This window comes from Burkholderia sp. BCC0322 (assembly GCF_902833045.1).
Classification (GTDB): domain Bacteria; phylum Pseudomonadota; class Gammaproteobacteria; order Burkholderiales; family Burkholderiaceae; genus Burkholderia.
Map to the genome: position 1 here is coordinate 138,295 of NZ_CADFDU010000001.1, position 18,976 is coordinate 157,270.

Annotated in this window: 20 protein-coding genes and 2 pseudogenes; 12 read left to right on the plus strand and 10 right to left on the minus strand. The window is 66.3% G+C overall.

The annotated features are described in order from the left end of the window. Window positions 1–98 precede the first annotated feature (98 nt). A complete protein-coding gene (fabV, locus tag HWX39_RS00650; RefSeq protein WP_175965105.1) occupies window positions 99–1,301 on the plus strand; it encodes an enoyl-ACP reductase FabV in 1,203 nt (400 codons plus the stop codon). Between the two features lie 61 nt (window positions 1,302–1,362). On the opposite strand, the gene HWX39_RS00655 is transcribed toward fabV, so the two are convergent. Beyond that, on the minus strand, window positions 1,363–2,067 hold the full coding sequence (locus tag HWX39_RS00655; protein ID WP_175965106.1) for an SDR family oxidoreductase: 705 nt from the start codon (window positions 2,065–2,067) through the stop codon (window positions 1,363–1,365). Between the two features lie 354 nt (window positions 2,068–2,421). On the opposite strand from HWX39_RS00655, the gene HWX39_RS00660 reads away from it, so the two are divergent. Beyond that, window positions 2,422–3,006 carry a TetR family transcriptional regulator gene (locus HWX39_RS00660; protein WP_175965107.1) on the plus strand — a complete coding sequence of 195 codons (585 nt, stop codon included), beginning with the start codon at window positions 2,422–2,424 and terminating at the stop codon, window positions 3,004–3,006. Window positions 3,007–3,040: 34 nt separating this feature from the next. Here the strand turns inward: HWX39_RS00660 and HWX39_RS00665 are convergent, their stop codons facing one another. From HWX39_RS00665 to HWX39_RS00675, 3 genes are all read right to left on the minus strand, one after another. Beyond that, on the minus strand, window positions 3,041–3,619 hold the full coding sequence (locus HWX39_RS00665) for a hypothetical protein (protein WP_175965108.1): 579 nt from the start codon (window positions 3,617–3,619) through the stop codon (window positions 3,041–3,043). A gap of 353 nt (window positions 3,620–3,972) precedes the next feature. Beyond that, on the minus strand, window positions 3,973–4,758 hold the full coding sequence (locus tag HWX39_RS00670) for a YhfC family glutamic-type intramembrane protease (protein ID WP_175965109.1): 786 nt from the start codon (window positions 4,756–4,758) through the stop codon (window positions 3,973–3,975). Window positions 4,759–4,769: 11 nt separating this feature from the next. Continuing rightward, a complete protein-coding gene (locus HWX39_RS00675) occupies window positions 4,770–5,300 on the minus strand; it encodes a GNAT family N-acetyltransferase (protein ID WP_175965110.1) in 531 nt (176 codons plus the stop codon). Between the two features lie 173 nt (window positions 5,301–5,473). Here HWX39_RS00675 and HWX39_RS36735 point away from each other — a divergent pair. The 3 genes and pseudogenes from HWX39_RS36735 to HWX39_RS00690 form a co-directional block, all read left to right on the plus strand. Then, window positions 5,474–5,632, plus strand: a pseudogene (locus tag HWX39_RS36735) (polyketide cyclase); the annotation flags it as partial. A 121-nt stretch (window positions 5,633–5,753) separates the two neighbouring features. Further along, window positions 5,754–6,230, plus strand: coding sequence for an SRPBCC family protein (locus tag HWX39_RS00685; protein ID WP_175965112.1), 477 nt, complete (start codon window positions 5,754–5,756; stop codon window positions 6,228–6,230). A 109-nt stretch (window positions 6,231–6,339) separates the two neighbouring features. Further along, the gene (locus HWX39_RS00690) at window positions 6,340–6,978 is read left to right on the plus strand and encodes a 2-hydroxychromene-2-carboxylate isomerase (protein ID WP_175965113.1); all 639 of its coding nucleotides are present in this window, start codon (window positions 6,340–6,342) and stop codon (window positions 6,976–6,978) included. Window positions 6,979–7,015: 37 nt separating this feature from the next. On the opposite strand, the gene HWX39_RS00695 is transcribed toward HWX39_RS00690, so the two are convergent. Then, window positions 7,016–7,999, minus strand: coding sequence for a LysR family transcriptional regulator (locus HWX39_RS00695; protein WP_175965114.1), 984 nt, complete (start codon window positions 7,997–7,999; stop codon window positions 7,016–7,018). A gap of 101 nt (window positions 8,000–8,100) precedes the next feature. Here HWX39_RS00695 and HWX39_RS00700 point away from each other — a divergent pair, with 101 nt between their 5' ends. Next, entirely contained in the window at window positions 8,101–9,333 is a 1,233-nt protein-coding gene (locus tag HWX39_RS00700; RefSeq protein WP_175965115.1) for an MFS transporter, read from the plus strand. A gap of 466 nt (window positions 9,334–9,799) precedes the next feature. Then, window positions 9,800–9,952, plus strand: a pseudogene (locus HWX39_RS00705) (phosphoesterase); the annotation flags it as partial. 103 nt (window positions 9,953–10,055) lie between these two features. On the opposite strand, the gene HWX39_RS00710 reads toward HWX39_RS00705, so the two are convergent. From HWX39_RS00710 to HWX39_RS00720, 3 genes are all read right to left on the minus strand, one after another. Then, window positions 10,056–10,715, minus strand: coding sequence for a glutathione S-transferase family protein (locus HWX39_RS00710; protein ID WP_175965116.1), 660 nt, complete (start codon window positions 10,713–10,715; stop codon window positions 10,056–10,058). Between the two features lie 124 nt (window positions 10,716–10,839). Next, the gene (locus HWX39_RS00715; protein ID WP_175965117.1) at window positions 10,840–11,910 is read right to left on the minus strand and encodes an MBL fold metallo-hydrolase; all 1,071 of its coding nucleotides are present in this window, start codon (window positions 11,908–11,910) and stop codon (window positions 10,840–10,842) included. A gap of 144 nt (window positions 11,911–12,054) precedes the next feature. After that, window positions 12,055–12,708 carry a peroxiredoxin gene (locus HWX39_RS00720; protein ID WP_175965118.1) on the minus strand — a complete coding sequence of 218 codons (654 nt, stop codon included), beginning with the start codon at window positions 12,706–12,708 and terminating at the stop codon, window positions 12,055–12,057. A gap of 1,330 nt (window positions 12,709–14,038) precedes the next feature. Here HWX39_RS00720 and HWX39_RS00725 point away from each other — a divergent pair. Beyond that, the gene (locus tag HWX39_RS00725; protein ID WP_175965119.1) at window positions 14,039–14,506 is read left to right on the plus strand and encodes an avidin/streptavidin family protein; all 468 of its coding nucleotides are present in this window, start codon (window positions 14,039–14,041) and stop codon (window positions 14,504–14,506) included. Between the two features lie 344 nt (window positions 14,507–14,850). On the opposite strand, the gene HWX39_RS36020 is transcribed toward HWX39_RS00725, so the two are convergent. Beyond that, window positions 14,851–14,997 carry a hypothetical protein gene (locus HWX39_RS36020; protein ID WP_244134861.1) on the minus strand — a complete coding sequence of 49 codons (147 nt, stop codon included), beginning with the start codon at window positions 14,995–14,997 and terminating at the stop codon, window positions 14,851–14,853. A gap of 878 nt (window positions 14,998–15,875) precedes the next feature. Between HWX39_RS36020 and HWX39_RS36025 the strand changes: the two genes are divergently transcribed. The 4 genes from HWX39_RS36025 (at window position 15,876) to HWX39_RS00740 (ending at window position 17,774) form a co-directional block, all read left to right on the plus strand. Next, window positions 15,876–16,088, plus strand: a complete 213-nt coding sequence (locus HWX39_RS36025) for a hypothetical protein (RefSeq protein WP_244134862.1) — start codon at window positions 15,876–15,878, stop codon at window positions 16,086–16,088. A gap of 32 nt (window positions 16,089–16,120) precedes the next feature. Beyond that, window positions 16,121–16,396 (plus strand): tyrosine-type recombinase/integrase, encoded by a 276-nt coding sequence (locus HWX39_RS36030; protein ID WP_244134921.1) that lies wholly within the window; start codon window positions 16,121–16,123, stop codon window positions 16,394–16,396. A gap of 123 nt (window positions 16,397–16,519) precedes the next feature. Next, complete coding sequence (locus tag HWX39_RS00735) at window positions 16,520–17,425, plus strand: HTH-type transcriptional regulator ArgP (RefSeq protein WP_175965120.1); 906 nt, start codon at window positions 16,520–16,522, stop codon at window positions 17,423–17,425. Between the two features lie 136 nt (window positions 17,426–17,561). After that, window positions 17,562–17,774 carry a DUF1059 domain-containing protein gene (locus tag HWX39_RS00740; protein WP_175965121.1) on the plus strand — a complete coding sequence of 71 codons (213 nt, stop codon included), beginning with the start codon at window positions 17,562–17,564 and terminating at the stop codon, window positions 17,772–17,774. 104 nt (window positions 17,775–17,878) lie between these two features. Here the strand turns inward: HWX39_RS00740 and ltaE are convergent, their stop codons facing one another. Further along, complete coding sequence (gene ltaE, locus HWX39_RS00745) at window positions 17,879–18,892, minus strand: low-specificity L-threonine aldolase (protein WP_175965122.1); 1,014 nt, start codon at window positions 18,890–18,892, stop codon at window positions 17,879–17,881. Window positions 18,893–18,976 lie beyond the last annotated feature (84 nt).

The following is an 18,976-nucleotide window of genomic DNA, read 5'->3' on the forward strand; positions in this document are numbered from 1 at the left end:
CCGGCCGCGCCCGCCCGCGATCTGCCGCATCCATTACAATGCGCGGGATTTTCCGAATTCAGGCCGTCCCAGCCTTTCTGACTAGAGTAGAGGTTTCCATGATCATCAAACCGCGCGTGCGTGGCTTCATCTGCGTGACGACTCATCCGGTCGGCTGCGAAGCCAACGTCAAGGAACAGATCGACTACGTGACTTCGCACGGCCCGATCGCCAACGGCCCGAAAAAGGTGCTCGTGATCGGCGCGTCGACCGGCTACGGCCTCGCCGCCCGGATCTCGGCCGCCTTCGGTTCGGACGCGGACACGCTCGGCGTGTTCTTCGAGCGCGCCGGCAGCGAAACGAAGCCCGGCACGGCCGGCTGGTACAACAGCGCCGCGTTCGAGAAATTCGCCGCCGAAAAGGGCCTCTATGCACGCAGCATCAACGGCGACGCATTCTCCGACAAGGTCAAGCAGGTCACGATCGACACCATCAAGCAGGATCTCGGCAAGGTCGATCTCGTCGTCTACAGCCTCGCGGCACCGCGCCGCACGCATCCGAAGACCGGCGAAACCATCAGCTCGACGCTCAAGCCGATCGGCAAGACGGTCACGTTCCGCGGCCTCGACACCGACAAGGAAGTGATCCGCGACGTCACGCTGGAGCCGGCGACGCAGGAAGAGATCGACGGCACCGTCGCCGTGATGGGCGGCGAGGACTGGCAGATGTGGATCGACGCGCTGGATGAAGCCGGCGTGCTGGCCGACGGCGCGAAGACCACCGCGTTCACGTATCTCGGCGAGCAGATCACGCACGACATCTACTGGAACGGCTCGATCGGCGAAGCGAAGAAGGATCTCGACAAGAAGGTGCTGTCGATCCGCGACAAGCTGGCCGCGCACGGCGGCGACGCGCGCGTGTCGGTGCTGAAGGCCGTCGTCACGCAGGCCAGCTCGGCGATCCCGATGATGCCGCTGTACCTGTCGCTGCTGTTCAAGACGATGAAGGAAAACGGCACGCACGAAGGCTGCATCGAGCAGGTGTACGGCCTGTTCAAGGACAGCCTGTACGGCGCGACCCCGCACGTCGACGAAGAAGGCCGCCTGCGTGCGGACTACAAGGAACTCGATCCGCAAGTTCAGGCGAAGGTCGTCGCGCAGTGGAACCACGTGACGAACGACAATCTGTACGAGCTGACCGACTTCACCGGCTACAAGACCGAATTCCTGCGGCTGTTCGGCTTCGAGATCGCCGGCGTCGACTACGACGCGGACGTGAACCCCGACGTGAAGATCCCGGGCATCATCGACACCACCGTCTGACGGTACGGCCCGCCGCACCCGCTGCACGCGCAGCGGGGGGCGGGCCCGGGATTCCGGTGCGTCAGCGCGGCGCCGGTTCTTCCAGATACACGCCCGACGACAGCGTGGCCTTCACCTGCCGCGTGAACTCGTCGGTCGACACTTCTTCCTCCCCCGCTTCGATCGCTTCGTACGCCTGGCGCACGACGTCGGCCGGCGTCGCCTTCGGCACGTCGAGGCCGGCCGTCAGGTCGGTATCGATGAAGCCGGCATGCAGCCCGACGACCTGCGTGTGCTGCTCGCGCAGCGAATGGCGCAGCCCGTTGGTCAGCGCCCAGGCGGCCGATTTCGACACGCCGTAGCCCGCCAGGATCGGCCGGTTCACCCAGCTCGCAACCGACAGGATGTTCAGGATCGCGCCGCCGCCATGGCCGGCAAGGATGCCCGCGAACGCGCGCGACATCGCCAGCATCCCGAACACGTTGGTTTCGAAGTGATCGCGCAACGCGTCCGGCGCACCGTCGTCGGTCAGGCTGCCGAGCCGCGCGATGCCCGCGTTGTTGATCAGCAGCGTGACGTCGCGCGCGGCATCGGCCGCCGCGGCGACGGCCGCCGGATCAGTCACGTCGAGCTTCACCGGCACCACGCCCGGCAGCGTCACGGTCGCCGGATCGCGCGCCGCCGCATAGACCTTGCGCGCCCCTCTCGCGAGCGCCTGCTTCGCGAACTCGAGCCCGAGCCCGCGGTTCGCGCCCGTGACGAAAACGACTGCACCTTCGATCTTCATGTTCGTTCCTTTCGCATGATGAATCGCATGCGCGCCGGCTCGCCGCGCGCGTGAGATCCGGTGGAAAACCAGCCTGCCATTGCGTACCGAACCTGCGTACCGAACCGTGGCGCCGCCGCCGGCAGACGGCGAACCGCCCGCTGCCCGTGACCCGGCGGCGCCAAAGACTTCGACTGAATGCCATCCGGTGTTCCGGCCGTGGCTTTGCACCCTCCGCCAAGTCGGCTACACTCGATGTCAATGTCGATCACCATTGTCTTTGCGGTGCATTGTGTTCGCGCAATTCACCCATGTCAATTGCGATCACCATTGTGTTTTCCAATCGACGCGATCGACAAAATAAGGGAGGGATCTATGGGCGTATCGAGACAGCAGGCTGCCGAAAACCGGAGCGCGATCGTCGCGGCCGCCGAGCGGCTGTTCCGCGTGCGCGGCGTCGACGCAGTGGGGCTCACGGAGCTGATGAAGGAAGCCGGCTTCACGCAGGGTGGCTTCTACAACCACTTCAAGTCGAAAGACGCGCTGGTCGCCGAGGTGATGGAAAAGGCCATGCAGGACCGCGCGGATTCGCCGAACGCCGGCAGTCTCGACGCGCAGGTGGCGCAGTATCTGTCGGCCGCGCATCGCGACAACGTCGAGGCCGGATGCCCGCTGTCCGGTTTCGCGGGCGATGCGCCGCGACTGACCGATGCGGCGCGTGCGTGCTATGCGCACGGCCTCGCCAGGTATCTCGATCGGCTGGAACGGATGGTGGCCGTGGAAGGCGCGACGCCAGCGCAGACGCGTCGCGACGCGGTCGCGGCCTTCAGCCAGATGGTCGGCGCGCTCGTGCTGTCGCGCGCAATCGCCGGCACCGATCCGGTGTTGGCTGACGAGATCCTCGCCGCAGGGCGGGACACGCTCACCGCCGGGCGCGACGATCCGCTCGCGCCGGCATGACGGACAAGACGCCGCGCGGAGCGCCCCTGCCGCGCTATTCAACCGCCCGCGCGGCCTCCCACAGCGGCTGCCCGCCGAGCGCCGCATGCCACGCATCGAAACGCGTGCGCCACGACTCGAACGGCTCCGCCAGCGGATGGCGCGGATCGTCGCTGAGCGAATACGCCATCCCTTCGATCAGCCAGCGCGGCTTGGTCGCGACGGCCAGGTTGCCGAGTACTTCGGCCTGCCGGTGATGGATCAGCTCGTGCGCGAGAAAGTAGGTCTGCCAGCCGCGCGGTGCGACGATCACGCCGAAATTCCCGAGCGTCAACGCCGCGCGTTGGCCCAGGCCGAATGCATCCGCACACGCCCGCGTCGAGCAGAACACGACGCGCGGCGCCTCCTGGAATGCGCCAACGGCTGCCGCCGCGCGCGCATAGCCGTCGCGATAGAGCTGCCGCGCATCGCCGAGCTTCGCGGCATCGTCCGTGCAGATATCGGCGCTCGGGCACGACACGCCGGGGACCAGCGCGGGTGCGACGACGCGCAACGGCTTGACGAGCGCATACGCGGCAATCGGCAGCGCAACGAGCAGGCCCGTGAGGGCGAAAGCGACATGGGAGCGTTTCATCGAGGCGGTGGTTCCGGGGCGTACTGCTGCAGTTTTCCTGCGTGACTATAACGGACTGGCGATATCTCCGGCCCTGCCTGATTCCCGGCCAACGCCCAATTGCCGGCTTGCGCTCGCCGCATCCTTGTCCTCTACCGGCTCGCAACGGCCGCACGACAGGGACAGGACATGAACGGAAACGAACGGCTCGCCGGCATTGGCTACGGATTGCTCGCGGCGCTCATCTGGGGGCGGCTTTCGCAATCGTCACGGCCGGCATGGCCCTGAGCCTCGTCAGCCGGTGGCGTGCGGGCCATGCGCCGGCCATCCGGCGGCTGAACCCCGCTGCACATGGCTGAACCGGACCCAGACCATCAGGCGATATGCCCGGTGCCCGCGTCGCCGGCACCCGTCGGCCGGCGGCTCCAGCGAATGCCCAGCAACAGGAGCGCGACACCGGATGCGAACAGGATCGCCTCGATCAGCACCGTATCGACATGCCAGTACCGCGTCAGCAGCACGACGGCGAGGTCGAATGCGAAATGGAGCGCAATCGCATACGCCAGCCAGCGTTTCGTCCCGCGCACGAACGTCTGCAACACGATCAGCGACAGGCCGACATGCGCAGCCAGCGCGCTCGTGCGTTCGAGCAGCGCGAGAAACGGCGACGCCAGCGTCATGCCGGCGAACTGCGACCCGATCAGCGACCGCACGCCCTCGGGCACCACGACACCCGCGTGCGCGAGCAGATAGCCCGTGCCGAGCGCGAGAAACCCGACGCCGACCAGCAGCATCGCCTCCAGCCCGCCGTGCCCGAGTCCGAGCATCACGGCCGTCGGCGCGTCATGCCGCTTCGGCAGCAGATAGCGGAAGGCAACCCAGCGCCCGCATTCCTCGAAGAGCCCGGCCGTCAACGCCGCAAACACGAGCATCGGCAGGTGCCAGCGCGGGTCGTGCGCGAGCCAGCGGTACAGCGGAATCTGCCAGGACATGCGCAATACCGGCTGGAACACGAAGAAGGTCAGCATCCCGTAGAAGAACACGCGCCACGGCACCTGCGTGCGGCGCCGCCACGCGGCCGCGAGCCACGCAGGCGCGAGCAGCGCGACGAGACCGGCCGCCAGCGTGAGGAACACGAGCATCGGCGCAACGGATTGCATCGCGCGCCCGGCTATGCGAGTTGCTTGTGGAAATACGTCGTCGCGCAGAGCGTGCCGTCAGGCATCAGCGCGTAGTTCGGCACGACGCCCACACGCTGCCAGCCGGCCCGCTCGTACAGCCGCTCCGCGTCGCCGCCCGTCACGGTATCGAGCACGAGCACGGTCTTGCCGGCGTCGCGCGCGGCCGTGTCGGCCGCCGCCATCAGCCGCGCGGCAATGCCCTGCCGGCGCGCGTGCCGCGACACGAGCATCTTCGAAATATCCGCGCGATGCGGCTGGTTTTCGGGCTGCGCGGTCACGACCTGCACGGTGCCGACGATCCGGCCGGCCGCGTCCTCGGCAACGAGCAGGATGCGCTCGCCGTTCGCGACGCCGTCGGCGACCTTCGTCCAGAACGCGACGGCGGTCGGCCGCTCGATCGGCAACATGAAGCTGACGGACGCGCCGCCCTCGACGCAATCGATCAGCACGTCGGCCAGCGCATCGATACAGGTCTTCGCTTCGTCCGCGCCGACACGGCGAACGGTAACGGATTCGGTCATGCCATCTCCGGTAGTCAGGTGGGCCGCACGCGCGGGTTCGGCGTGCGTCCGGATCGGAAGGAGCACCGGCCGGTCGTCGCGGCTCGCGCAACGGCGGCGGGCTTGCGGCAACGCCGCACCCGGTCGGCGCGTGTTACTGCCCCATCATCCTACGCGATGAAAATTTCCGTTGCAGCGCCGTTCGGATAGCCGACGACGCTGCCGGCAGCCGCTACGAAGCGGGCGTGATGCATTCGGACGCCCCCACCCGCGAACGTCATGAAGCGCCCGGTTTTTTCGAGGGCCTGAACATCTGCATCACGCAATTCGACGCCTTCGCGGCCGCGCTGCGCTGGGCGTGGCGGGTGCGCGGTCATTGCATGCCGCGTCGCGCACGTCTAGGATTCCTGAAGGAAGCGTGACGACACGCCGGCCGCCGGCGCGCACCGTCGCGCGCACTCCGCGGGAGGCAACATGTTGCACACGCACACGCAATCGACCCGGGTCAGCCGGCACCTGAACGCGCCGCGCAGCCGCGTCTACCGCGCGCTGCTCGATCCGCACGCGGTCGAGCAATGGAAGGTGCCCGACGGCATGACGTGCCGCGTGCATGCATACGACGCGCGCGAAGGCGGCGCGCTGCGCGTGTCGCTGAGCTACGACGCGCCGTCGGCCGGCGCCGGCAAGACCACCGTGCGCACCGATACCTATCACGGCCGCTTCGTCACGCTCGTGCCCGACGAGCGGATCGTCGAGATCGACGTGTTCGAGACCGACGATCCGATGCTGCGCGGCGCGATGACGATCACGATCACGCTGTCCGACGAAGCGGGCGGCACGCGCGTGGACGCCGTGCACGACGGGGTGCCGCCCGGCGTGCCGGCCGCCGACAACGAGACCGGCTGGCAGATGGCGCTGGCGAGGCTCGCGGCGCTGGTGGAGGCCACGTAGCGGCCGTCCGCGCCGGCGGCGGGCAGGCGATGCGGCAGCGCGAAACGCCGCCGCGTGCGACACTGGTCCGCACCCGACCCATCCGGATCCGCACGAGGAGACTCTCGCGATGAACGCCGCGCGCACCGCCACCTGGTATTTCGATTTCGTTTCTCCGTTCGCCTACCTGCAGCAGGAACAATTCGACCGGCTGCCGGCCGCCGCCGCGTTCGAGCCGCGGCCCATCGTGCTCGGCGCACTGCTCTCACACTGGGGCCAGAAAGCGCCGGCCGAGATCGCGGCGAAACGCGTCTTCACCTATCGCCACGCGCAATATCGCGCGGACAAGCTCGGCATCCCGTTCCGGATGCCGCCCGCGCATCCGTTCAATCCGATCAAACCGCTGCGCCTCGCGATCGCGATGGGCAATTCCCCCGACGCGATCCGGCAGATCTTCCGGCATATCTGGCACGACGGCCGGGACGTGTCGACGCCGGAAGGCTTCGCCGCGCTGTGCGAAGCCGTCGGCTTTCCGGAAGGCGTGACGGCCGTCGACGCCCAGCCGGTGAAGGACGCGCTGCGCGCGAACACCGACGATGCGATCGCACATGGCGTATTCGGCGTGCCGACCTTCGAACTCGACGGCGACCTGTTCTGGGGCGAGGATGCGACCGACATGTTCGCCGACTGCGCGACGTCGCGCGCATGGCTCGATTCGCCCGAGGTGCGCCGCATCAGCGCGCTGCCCGAAGGCATCCGGCGCGGTTGAAGCCGCCGTGGCCGCCCGGCGCCTCTCGCGTCGGGTGTCAGGCGTCGCGCCCTTCGACGAGCCCCGGCACCGCCTCGCGCATCATCGCGGCGAACCGCACGAGCCGCGACGGATAGAACTGCGCATGCGGGTAGGTCAGGTAGACGGGCAACGGCGCGGCCTGCCAATCGGGCGCGAGGTGCACGAGTTCGCCGCGCGCGAGGTGATCGGCCAGCATCCATGACGAGCCGACGCACGCGCCCACCCCCAGCAGCGCCGCACTGCGCAGCGCGTACAGGTTCGCGGTCGTGATGCGCGGGCGGATCGCGATGCGTCGCGTCTCGCCCGTGACCGAATGCGTGAGCGCCAGTTCAGTGCGGTAGTACGTGCGCAGCGCGAGCCACGGCAGCGCGGCCAGCGCGTCGGGGTCGGCCGGCACGTCGGCGCCGTTCAGCACGGACGGCGCGGCAACGACGAAGCGCGGCACCTTCGAAAGCCGGATCGCGACGACGGCCGGATCGGTCGGCTCACCCACCTGGATCGCGCAATCGATGCCGCTGCCGACGAAATCCCGCACCTCGTCCTGCAGCAGCCACTCGACCGACACGCGCGGATAGTCGCGCAGGAACCGCGCGAGCGGCTCGACGAAACGCTCCTGCCCGAACGCGTGCGGCACCGCGACCCGCAGCAGTCCGTCGGGCTCCTCCTGGGCGCCGCGCAGATCGGCCTCGAACGCCGCCCAGTTCGCCAGCAGTTCCTTCGCGCGCTTGAAGCAGCGCTCGCCGTCGACGGTCAGCCGCATCGTGTGCGTGGTCCGCTGCAGCAGGCGCACGCCAAGCGAGCGTTCGAGCGCCTGCAGCCGCCGGCTGATCGTCGGCTGCGTCGTATGCAATCGCGCGGCAGCGGCCGACAGGCTGCCGGCCTCGACTATGCGCACGAAGGTTTCCATCAGCTCGAAACGATAGCCCGCGCCGTCCACCGGCACGGCCCGAATGGGCGGAGACCCGCCAGCTGCGGGAGAGAAGGGAGGTTTTTCGGTCATGCGTGGAGCGTATAACAAATCTGCGCAGGACGGCACTACCGTCGCCGGCTGCGTACCGCCACACTCGCGTCCATCCCTTTATGCCACCGAGGATGTACGCGATGTCCACCCCGTCCCGTCTCGATGCCGCGCCCCGCGCCGCACACGCCCCGGCCCACCCGGCCGCCCATTCGATGCCCGACCGCCGACTCGTGCTGCTGCTCGCGGCCGCCGCCGGCCTCGGCGTCGCCCCGCTCTACTACGCGCAGCCGATGCTCGGCGCGCTCGGGCCCGATCTCGGTGCGTCGGCACGTGCGATCGGCTTCGTGCCGACGCTCACGCAGCTCGGCTATGCGCTCGGCATCCTGCTGCTCGCACCGCTCGGCGACCGCTTCGACCGCCGCCGCGTGATCGTGACCAAGGCCGCGACGCTGGTCATCGCGCTGCTGCTCGCCGCCATCGCGCCGTCGCTCGGGCTGCTGCTCGCGGCGAGCTTCGCGATCGGCCTCGCCGCGACGATGGCGCAGGACGTCGTGCCGGCGGCCGCGACGCTCGCGCACGACACGCATCGCGGCCGTATCGTGGGCACGGTGATGACAGGGCTGCTGCTCGGCATCCTGCTGTCGCGCGTCGTGGCCGGGTTCGTCGCCGAGACGGCCGGCTGGCGCGCGATGTTCGCGCTCGCGGCCGCCAGCGTCGCCGTGATCGGCATCGTGGCCGCGCGCGGGCTGCCGCACTTCGAGCCGACCACGCGCCTGCCGTATCGCGCACTGATCGGGTCGCTCGGCGCGCTGTGGCGCCAGCATCCGGCGCTGCGCCGCGCCGCGCTCGCGCAGGGGCTGCTGGCCGTCGGGTTCAGTGCGTTCTGGTCGACGCTCGCGGTGATGCTGCACGGCGCACCGTTCCACCTCGGCAGCGCAGCGGCGGGCGCCTTCGGCCTTGCAGGCGCGGCCGGCGCACTGGCCGCGCCGATTGCCGGACGCCTGGCCGACCATCATGGCCCCGAGCGCGTCACGCGCATCGGCATCGGCATCGCGACGGTGTCGTTCGCGTCGATGGCCGCCGCGCCGTTGATGTCGCCGCATGCGCAGCTCGTGCTGCTCGCGGGCGCGACGATCGGCTTCGACCTGGGCGTGCAGGCCACGCTGATCGCGCACCAGGCGATCGTCTACCGGATCGACCCGGCGTCGCGCAGCCGCCTCAATGCGGTGCTGTTCGTCGGCATGTTCATCGGAATGGCGGCCGGCGCCGCGATCGGCAGTTTGTTGCTCGCGCAACTGGGCTGGAATGCGGTGACCGCGCTGGCCGTCGTCACGTCGCTGGCCGCGCTCGCCGTGCGGATCTGGCGCCACTGAATTTCCGCATCGCACACGCGTGGCGGGCAGGCCCACCGGGCTTGCCCGCCTTTTCTTTCATTTTCGATCAGCGCACGCATGCCGCTGCGCATGCCTGGCAGATTCGTGCGCATTCGGCATGAAAAGCGCCCAATCCGCTCAAGGTCCGCACCGGCTCGAACGAATGTCCAGTTCAACCGATTATTTTTCCGGCGGCCGGATGCATCGATGCGAAAACGCCGGACGATTCGATGCGCCCCGCCACGCGGCGCTCACCCATCCGGCCCCACCGCACGGCCCCGTTTTATCAGGGGATTCCCGGTATTTTTTTGCATTTTCTTCGAAATAACGGGTGACATACTTGCCCCCCGTTGCGCTCCGGTGCGAGCGCGCTTCCAGATCCTGCCGGCCGCACGACATGAACCATTTCGACACCACGATCCAGATCTTCGTCACCCGCATCACGTGCGGTCCGCTGATGCATCACGCGATCCGCTCGCGCTTCGCGCCGCAGGTGCTGGCGATGATCCGGCGCTTCCCCGCGCCGGCCTGTACGCTCACGTTCCTGCCGTGCTTCGAGCTGATCGCGCAGTTCGACGCGTTGCCGACGCTTGCACGGTCGGCCACCCACACGATGTAACGGGGAGACGCCACGATGCTGCCGCTGCTTACGTTCCGCCGTCGCCCCGGCACCCGCTGCCGGCCATGCGCGGCAACCGCGCGCCGCGCGACGGCCGCGCCGATCAGTCGCGCTCAGGCGCGCCCAGCGGAAAGAACGATCGAAACGGCCGCGCCTCGTCGACCGCGCGCGCGAACGACGGCCGCGCCAGCAGACGCTGGCGGTACGCAATCACGTTCGCGAACGACGGATCGATCCGGTGCGTCCAGTCAGCGTAAAACAGGAACGGCGCCGCGCCGCAGTCGGCGAGGCTGAAGCGATCGCCGGCCGCCCATTCGCGATCGGTCATCTTCTTGTCCAGCCACGCATACGACGTCTCCAGCATCGCGCGTGCATCGGCAACACCGCGCGCATCGCGCTCGGCTTCCGGACGCAACGCGTCGTGCACGACCTTCTGCTGCGGCGTCGACACGTAGTTGTCGAAGAAACGATCCATCACCCGCACCTCGAGCGCCGCATGCGGATCGTCGGGCAGCAGGCGCACGGGGCCCGGATGATTCAGGCCGAGATACTCGATGATGATCGACGCCTCGATCACCGTGCGGCCGGCATCGACGAGCACCGGAAAGCGTTTCAGCGGCCACAGCGCGGCCAGTTCCTGCATCGGCTTCGGATCGTCGTGCGCGAGCACGCGATACTCGAACGGCGTGCCGTTCTCGTATAGCGCAGTCAGCACCTTCTGGCAGTAGGACGAAAAGGGGTGGGCATACAGGGTCGGCATCATCGTGCGGTCTCTCAGGGTTTCGGCGCCGCGTGATGCGGCGCCACATGATCGGATACCTTGACGACGAACGGCACGCTGCCGTTTCGACAGCGATCCGGAATTTTTTGTCGTGCGACTCGGGCCGTTACGACCGGCCGTCCATCACGACGCGCCCTTCGGCGCGCCAGCGCAGCATCCCGCCGCCGAGATTCGCGACCGCGTCGAAGCCGGCCTTCCGCAGGATCACGGTCGCCTGTGCGGATCGCCCGCCGGCCCGGCACACGGTCACGACCGGCCGGTCGCGCGCAATCTCGCCGGCGCGCGCGGCCAGTTGGCCGAGCGGGATAAGCGTCGCACCGGGCAGATGGCCGAGCGGGCCCGTGAATTCGTCCGGTTCGCGCACGTCGACGACCTGCACGGCCGGCAGATGATCCTCGAGCCATTGCGGATCGATTTCCCAGAATCCGGCGAACGTATAGACGAGCGGCGCCCAGTCGGCTGTCGCCTGCGCATCGGGCGCGTGCGCGGCGACACCGCACTGCAGGTTCGCCGGTACCGCGACGTCGATCTGGCGCGGATGTGCGAGCCCGAGGTTGCGCATGTAGCCCGCGAAATCGTCTTCGCTCAGATCGCCGCCGAGACGCGGATTGAAGCGCCGCTCCTCCCCGACGCTCGTCACCGTGAGCCCGCGATAGTCGTGAGCCGGATACAGCAGGCACGCGGCCGGCAGCGTGAAGAGCCGGCCGTGCACCGCGCGATACAGCGCGCGCGGGTCGCCTTGCTGGAAGTCGGTGCGGCCCGTGCCGCGAATCAGCAGGCAATCGCCGGTGAACGCCATCGATTCGTCGTCGAGCACGAGGCTGATGCAGCCGCTCGTGTGGCCGGGCGTCGCGCGCACGGTCAGGTAGCGTGCGCCGAAGGCGCAGCGGTCGCCGTCGTTCAGGTAACGATCGGCGCCCTGCGCGCCGCTCGCGGCCGAGATCGCGATCGTGCTGCCCGTGCGTTGCTTCAGCAGCCATGCGCCCGTCACATGATCGGCATGCACGTGCGTGTCGACGGTCGCGACGAGCCGCAGCCCGAGTTCGTCAAGCAGCGCCGCGTCGCGGCGCACCTGCTCGAACACGGGATCGATCAGCAGCGCTTCGCGCGACGCGCGGTCGGCGAGCAGGTACGTGTACGTCGACGATTGCGGGTCGAAGAGTTGCCGGAAGATCATCGCGAAGTCGCTCCGTCGCTGGTTGCTGCTTGTTTGATGCGTGCTTCATACGGACTTGATGCGCATTGCCCGGCCCGCGCCGCACCGCCGCTGTCGCGCGGGCCGCCCCGTCGTGGTCCTCCGGCATCCGGCCCGCACGGCGCGTCAGCGCGGCTGCGTCACGTAGCGCAGGTACGGCTTCAGCGTCCGGAAGCCTTCCGGATACTTCTGCTTCGCAGCATCGTCCGACACCGACGTCGGAATGATGACATCGTCGCCGGGCTTCCAGTTCACCGGTGTCGCCACCGTATGCTTCGCGTTGAGCTGGAGCGCGTCGAGCAGGCGCAGTACCTCGTCGAAGTTGCGCCCCGCGCTCATCGGATAGACGAGCATCGCCTTGACCTTCTTGTCCGGCCCGATGACGAACACCGAGCGCACGGTCGCGTTGTCGACCGCCGTGCGCGGGCCGCCGCTCGCATTCGGGTGAATCATGTCGTACAGTTTCGCGACCTTCAGTTCGTCGTCGCCGATCAGCGGATAGTTGACCGCGTGCCCCTGCGTTTCAGCGATATCCGCCACCCACTTCCGGTGATCACTGACCGGATCGATCGACAGCCCGATGATCTTCGTGTTGCGCTTGTCGAATTCCGGCTTGAGCCCGGCCATGTAGCCGAGTTCGGTCGTGCACACCGGCGTGAAATCCTTCGGATGGGAAAACAGGATGGCCCAGTGGTCGCCGATCCATTCATGAAAGCGGATCGTTCCCTCGGTGGTCTCCGCGGTGAAATCGGGCGCGTCCTCGCCTAGTCGAATCGACATGTTCGTCTCCATCAAGTGGGAATCGTCACGACGCCCGCGTCGCGGCTTGCGCGCGACGCGCGATCGTCCGCGCGCGAAGTGCCGGCATGGCACATGCCGGGTTTCGCGCGTTCCTATAGCGTAGGTCAAAATGCACGCGCCACCGGCGTGCGGCTTACCGTGGTCGATTCCGACGAAGAATGCGGTGCAACCGGACGTTGCGCCGCACCCGGCCGCTGGTACGCACTGACTTACACTTCCGGCGGCTCCCGCCTTACGTTCACTGGAGTTCCACCGACATGTCGATGACGATCGATCATCAAGGCTCGCTGCACCTCAAGAGCGCGGAGCCGTGCTGAGGCCCGGCCGGCGCGCTGCCCGCCACCGCCGGTTCGACTTCATTTCCACACCGAGGTCAATTTCTTGCCTACAGTTGCAGGACCGCGAAAGTTCGGTAACCAATGATGAAACGTTGGTTTTGCAGACACGGTAAAACGCCCATCGCCGACTAGCCGAACCTCATTCATCGGGTTAAACGCCCTGGTTGTGTCAATGAATCAGCGGGTCGGCCAGGCACGCGGGCAGAAGCGGGAAGAAGCACTGCTGTATCAGGCATTCGAAGATGGGGCACCATCGACTGCCATGCTAGCCCCGTACTGTGTTTGCGCACCCACACCGTCGTCGCGATCCGCCGAATCACAGCGCAGACTCTATGGGTCGTATTCGGAATACGCGCCCCATGCTTCGATCTTCATCCCGCGTCGACCAGATCTCACGCGGTCCAACGCTCGCCTTGCATCGTATTGCTGCGTCTCCAAAGTAAAAAAACGCGAGGCTTTCACCTAGCGGATTTCGTCTTCTATTGGTGCATCCGCGCCACGGGGAGGGACCGCGCCTACGCGTCGTCAATGATCCAGCACATAATCAAAAAAGAATCGATAACAATTTCATTTAATTCACCCCCCACGACGCTCGAAAAATTGAGCCCCGCATCACCACAAATCCAACATTTATTGATCCGAAAAATTCACCAAAATCCAATTTGCATTCTTGCAAATCCCCCTCGATCAACCTATTCTGAATTTCAAATTAACGCCCCAGATAAAAATACACATTGAATAATCAAACATCCAAGACCACTCTCGCTTGATCAATTTTTCCCGCCATTGTTAATGGAAACGATCGCGAGAATAAATCACCCACTCGATCAAATCTCTTAAAGGGATGATTGCCGCCACCAGGAATCATCAGTCGAGCTCGCGCAATTATGTGTCGGATTGGGGGTCAGGTTCACCACGTCGTGGTTGAGCCCATATGCGGGATCCGCACAATCACACGAAAGGAAACCAAAATGAAGAAAACGCTCGCGTCGCTCGCTATCCTGGGGACGCTCACATCACCCTCATGGGCCGAAACGGCTCTCTCCCCCCCAACTTGCCAGAACCCGATCGGCTCGTGGCGCAATGAGCTGGGCTCAACCATGAAAATCGGCGCCGTTTCGGGAACGGGTGCCATTCAAGGCACGTATATTTCGCCTTCCGGAACGACAGGGCAGACATTTTCGCTCTCCGGTTGGTACTATGCCGCGCCGCCTTCAAATAGCGGGCTTGATCAAGTTACGCTGCTTACTTTTTCCGTAAACTGGAACAATAGTTCAGCCAGCTACAACAGCATTACGACGTGGTCAGGACTTTGTCGAGTGACGAACGGCACGCCGACTATCACCGCGCTCTACTACTACGCAAACGCTTTCGCCCAATTTTCGTGGAAGCACACCAATGTAGGGCAAGATGTTTTCACACCGAGCGGCTCACAGTAAGGAGGCCGCATTCCCTATTCCCGAACCCAGCTCACGTGTCAGTGTCAGGACTTGAAACGAAAGCGCCCCGCTGCCGAAGAATCGGCGCCGGGGCGCGGGTTGAGCCGCTCACAAAAAAGCCCTGAGAACTTTCGCATTCGGGGCTTCGGCATTCATTTCGTCAGGGCGAACGCCCGCCCAACAGATCCCGACAGACAGTTGTCGTTGTTGGTCGCGGCGCTCCCGCGATTCAGTACGTCTGTCGTGCGATTGTTGCGACACGAGTGCGCGGTCGCCCACGTATCCAGTGACGCGGTAAAGGATGCGCGGAATCTACGCGATCCGCTCTTGAAATGGACTCCGTTTCATCCCCGCAATCGCCGACACAATGCGTCGTACACCGATCCATCTACCGTATCCAACAGCGCGAGCATGCCGTGAAAGCGCCACGACCGGTTCCGCCGATACGCGTCGAGCGATACGCCGAGCGCGTGCGCGCCGACCAGCGTCATCGACCTGCCGCTTGCCGGAACCGGAACAGTCGGGACAAATGTGCCGCCCCTTCCGATCCGAAGCCGACGGCGCAGCGATTCTCCCCCACCCGCCGCAGTCGTCGCTTAGTTCGCATTCCAGAAAGACCAACGACCCGTTACGCCTTTCGAAGAACGGGATACGTTTCCGACACACACACTTTTCCGCTGCCCCCACATACATTGCACACGTGCATTGACATCGTGACGGGACGCACGCGACGCACGACACCCGCCCCCCGGCACTCCACGCACTGGCCGTTCACCCTCTCATCCAGCAACCGGAGCGCGAACCGCTCGACGATGTCGAGGGGCGTGGTGAATTCGGCCTGAAATTCTGAAATCGAAATCGTCCGGTTACAATGCCGATCGACCGGCGCGGACGGAAGGAAAGGCGCGTTACCAAGGTCCGTCCGAAAGCGCGGCGGCGTCTATTGCCTCGATCTTCGTACGCCAGGCGGAGAAAGAATACGCCGCTCTTGTGGGACTGCCGACCGGAAGGAAGCGGACGAGTATCACGACAAGCTGAAAGCGGAACGGTGACGCGTGCATAAGCTCGGGGAGCGGCGACGCTATGTCTGCGAGGAGGCCGTGGCGAGATACCTCAACGAGCACGCGGCGAAGCGAAATGACGTCCACTTCGTGGGCCACCCACGACACTTCGGCACGTATTTTCAGGGGCGCCGCATCGCCTCCCGAACGTCGGCCGAGATCATGGAAGCGCTTCCGGAAAAGTGTGGCCGCTGGCGTCCGGACGAGGCGGCCTCGGTAGCAACGCGAAACCGGTCTCTTGCAACGATACTCGGCATGCTCAACGCGGCCGCAAGGTCGGAGTGGATCGATCGAGCACCGATACTGACGTGCACCAAAGCGTCCAGCAACCGGATTCGCTGGATCGCGAACTCAATCGCGACTGGATGCGTGATGTTGCAGCCTTCGGGTTTGCGACCGGGCTTGGACAAGACAACATTCTCGGCCTCGAATGGTCGCAACTCGATCTGATGACTGGTCGCGCATGGATTCATCCAGATCAGGCGAAGGCGGGTAAGTCGATCGGCGTTGCGCTGCACTGAACAGCGAGGCGATCGGACTCATCCGCAAGCAGATCGGCAAGCATCACCGGTCTGCGTTCGTCCGAAACGGCAAGCGGATCACGTCGTGGGATCGAGAACAATGGCTCGCCGCATGTGTGCGGGCCAACGTCGAGAATTTTCGATTCCACGGTGTGCGGCACACTTGGGCTAGCTGGCGCGCTCAGCATGGCCCACCGCTCGAGCGACTGAAGGAACCGGGTGGAGGGTCGAGTGACGACATGGTTCTCCGGTATGCGCATCTCACGCCAGACCATCTGGCTCCGCATGTCGAATCGGTCACGGTTTGATCCCAAGGTGGAACCGATTGGCATGTCACACTGGATCACCAAGCGTCATGATCGGCCGCAACGCCATAACCAACAAGGCTTCATCGTTTTGAGTATCACAATCTGTCTCGGGCTATCTGATCCATGTCTCTGACGATCGATTCGAAGCAAGCCGCCGCGCTGCTGGCCGTCGCCGACACCGGCAGCTTCGAGCAGGCGGCCGTACGGCTGCACGTGACCGCATCCGCCGTCACGCAGCGGATTCGCGCGCTGGAGGCCAGCCTCGGCACGCCGCTCGTGCTGCGCACGCGGCCGTGCCGCCCGACGGTGGCCGGGCAGCGCGTGCTGCAGCACCTGCGCCGCGTCGCGCTGCTGCAGGCCGACCTGCAAAGCACGCTCGCGACCGAGCGCGAATCGCCGATCTCCGTCACGATCGCGCTCAACTCCGACAGCCTCGGTACGTGGTTCCTGCCGGCGCTGACGTCGGTGCTCGCGGGCGAGCGCATCCTGTTCGAGTTGATCGTCGAGGATCAGGACCACACGTTCGCGCTGCTCGAAAGCGGGATGGCGGTCGGCTGCGTGACGACCGAGCCGAAGCCGATGCGCGGCTGCCTCGCGACGCCGCTCGGCACGATGCGCTACCGGCTGCTCGCGGCCGCCGCGTTCGCGGTGCGCTGGTTTCCGCGCGGGCTGAACCGCACGAGCGCGCGCAAGGCGCCCGTCGTCGCGTATTCGCGGCGCGACACGCTGCAGTCGTCGTTCCTGAAGGAGAAGTTCGGGTTGCCCGAGGGCGCGTACCCGTGCCACTACGTGCCGGGCACCCATTCGCACTTCGCGGCGGTGCGCCACGGGCTCGGCTACGCGATGGTGCCGGAGCCGCTGATCGGCAGTGCGCCGCTCGACACGCAGGGGCTCGTCGATCTCGCGCCCGCGCATCCGACCGACGTCACGCTCTACTGGCACGCGTGGACCGTGCAGTCGCCGACGATGGCGTCATTGTCCGAGCGGGTCGTCGAAGCGGCGCGCCGGCTGCTCGCGCCGCTGCCGTGACGCGCGTTTGAGCGGCGCGGTACACCTGACGGCAAGAATCCCCGCCGCGCCGCCTATACTTTTTCCATCGGCCTCGCGCGCGCCGCGCGGCCGATCACGCACACCCGGCCATTCCCTTTCCCGCAAGGAGAAGATCATGTCTCGCCGCTACATCGATTGCCGCGAGTTTCCCAGCGCGATGCATTGCTCGGTCGCGATTTCCGCCGACTCCGACAACGAACTCCTGGAGGCCGCCGTGCAGCATGCGGTACAGGTGCACCAGCACACCGACAGCGCCGAACTGCGCACGCAACTGCAAGCGCTGTTCCACGACGGCACACCGCCCGCCGACGCACCCCGCAAAGCGTAATCCGCCGGCTCGCCCGATATCGACAGACGGATTGCCGCTTCGCCGCTCCGCCTCCTGCTTTGCGCCACATCGGGCCGGCGCCCCGCCGGCCGGCGCATTCCACCTTACGCGCGGCGCTGCGCGAAATACGTCCCGACCGCGTCGATAAACGTATCGATATCGGCGCGCGACACGTCGCAGTGCGTGACGAAGCGCGACGCGTACAGCATCTGCGTGAGGATCCCGCGCGCCTTGAGCCACGCCTCGAGCGGCGCGCAATCGGCTTCGGGGAATTGCGCGAACACCATGTTCGTCGCGTGCGACAGCACCTTCACAGAGTCGATGCGTGCGAGGCCCTCAGCGAGATGCGCGGCATTCGCGTGATCGTCCGCGAGCCGCTCGACGTTGTGGTCGAGCGCATACAGGCAGGCCGCCGCGAGAATGCCCGACTGGCGCATCGCGCCGCCGAGCACCTTGCGCCAGCGCTGCGCACGCTCGATCAGCACACGATTGCCGACCAGCACCGAGCCGACGGGTGCACCGAGCCCTTTCGAGAAGCAGATCGACACGCTGTCGAACGGCGCGCACAGCTCGGCGATCGAACGGCCCGACGCGACGGCCGCGTTGCACACGCGCGCGCCGTCGAGGTGGAGGGACAGCCCGCGGCTGCGCGCGAACGCGGTGGCTTCCTGCACATAGCTTTCCGGCAAGACCTGGCCGCCGATCGTGTTTTCGAGCGCGAGCAGGCGCGTGCGGGCGAAGTGATTGTCGATCGGCTTGATCGCCGCGGCGATCTTCGCGAGCGGCAGCGTGCCGTCCGGCGCGTTCTCGATCGGCTGCGGCTGGATGCTGCCCAGCACGGCCGCGCCGCCGCCTTCGTACTTGTAGGTGTGCGCGAGCTGGCCGACGATGTACTCGTCGCCACGCTCGCAATGGGCCATCAGTGCGGCCAGGTTGCTCTGCGTGCCGCTCGGGAAGAACAGGCCGGCTTCCTTGCCGGCCCGCTCCGCCATCACCGCCTGCAGGCGCAGCACGGTCGGGTCGTCACCCCATACGTCGTCGCCGGTTTCGGCGGCAGTCATCGCGGCCAGCATTGCCTGGCTCGGACGTGTCACGGTATCGCTGCGTAAATCGATCATCGCTGAGTCCTGGGTAAACGCGGACCGGAACCGATGCGTCCGGCCCTGCCGAAACGAGACTCAGAGTGTACGCAATTCATGCGG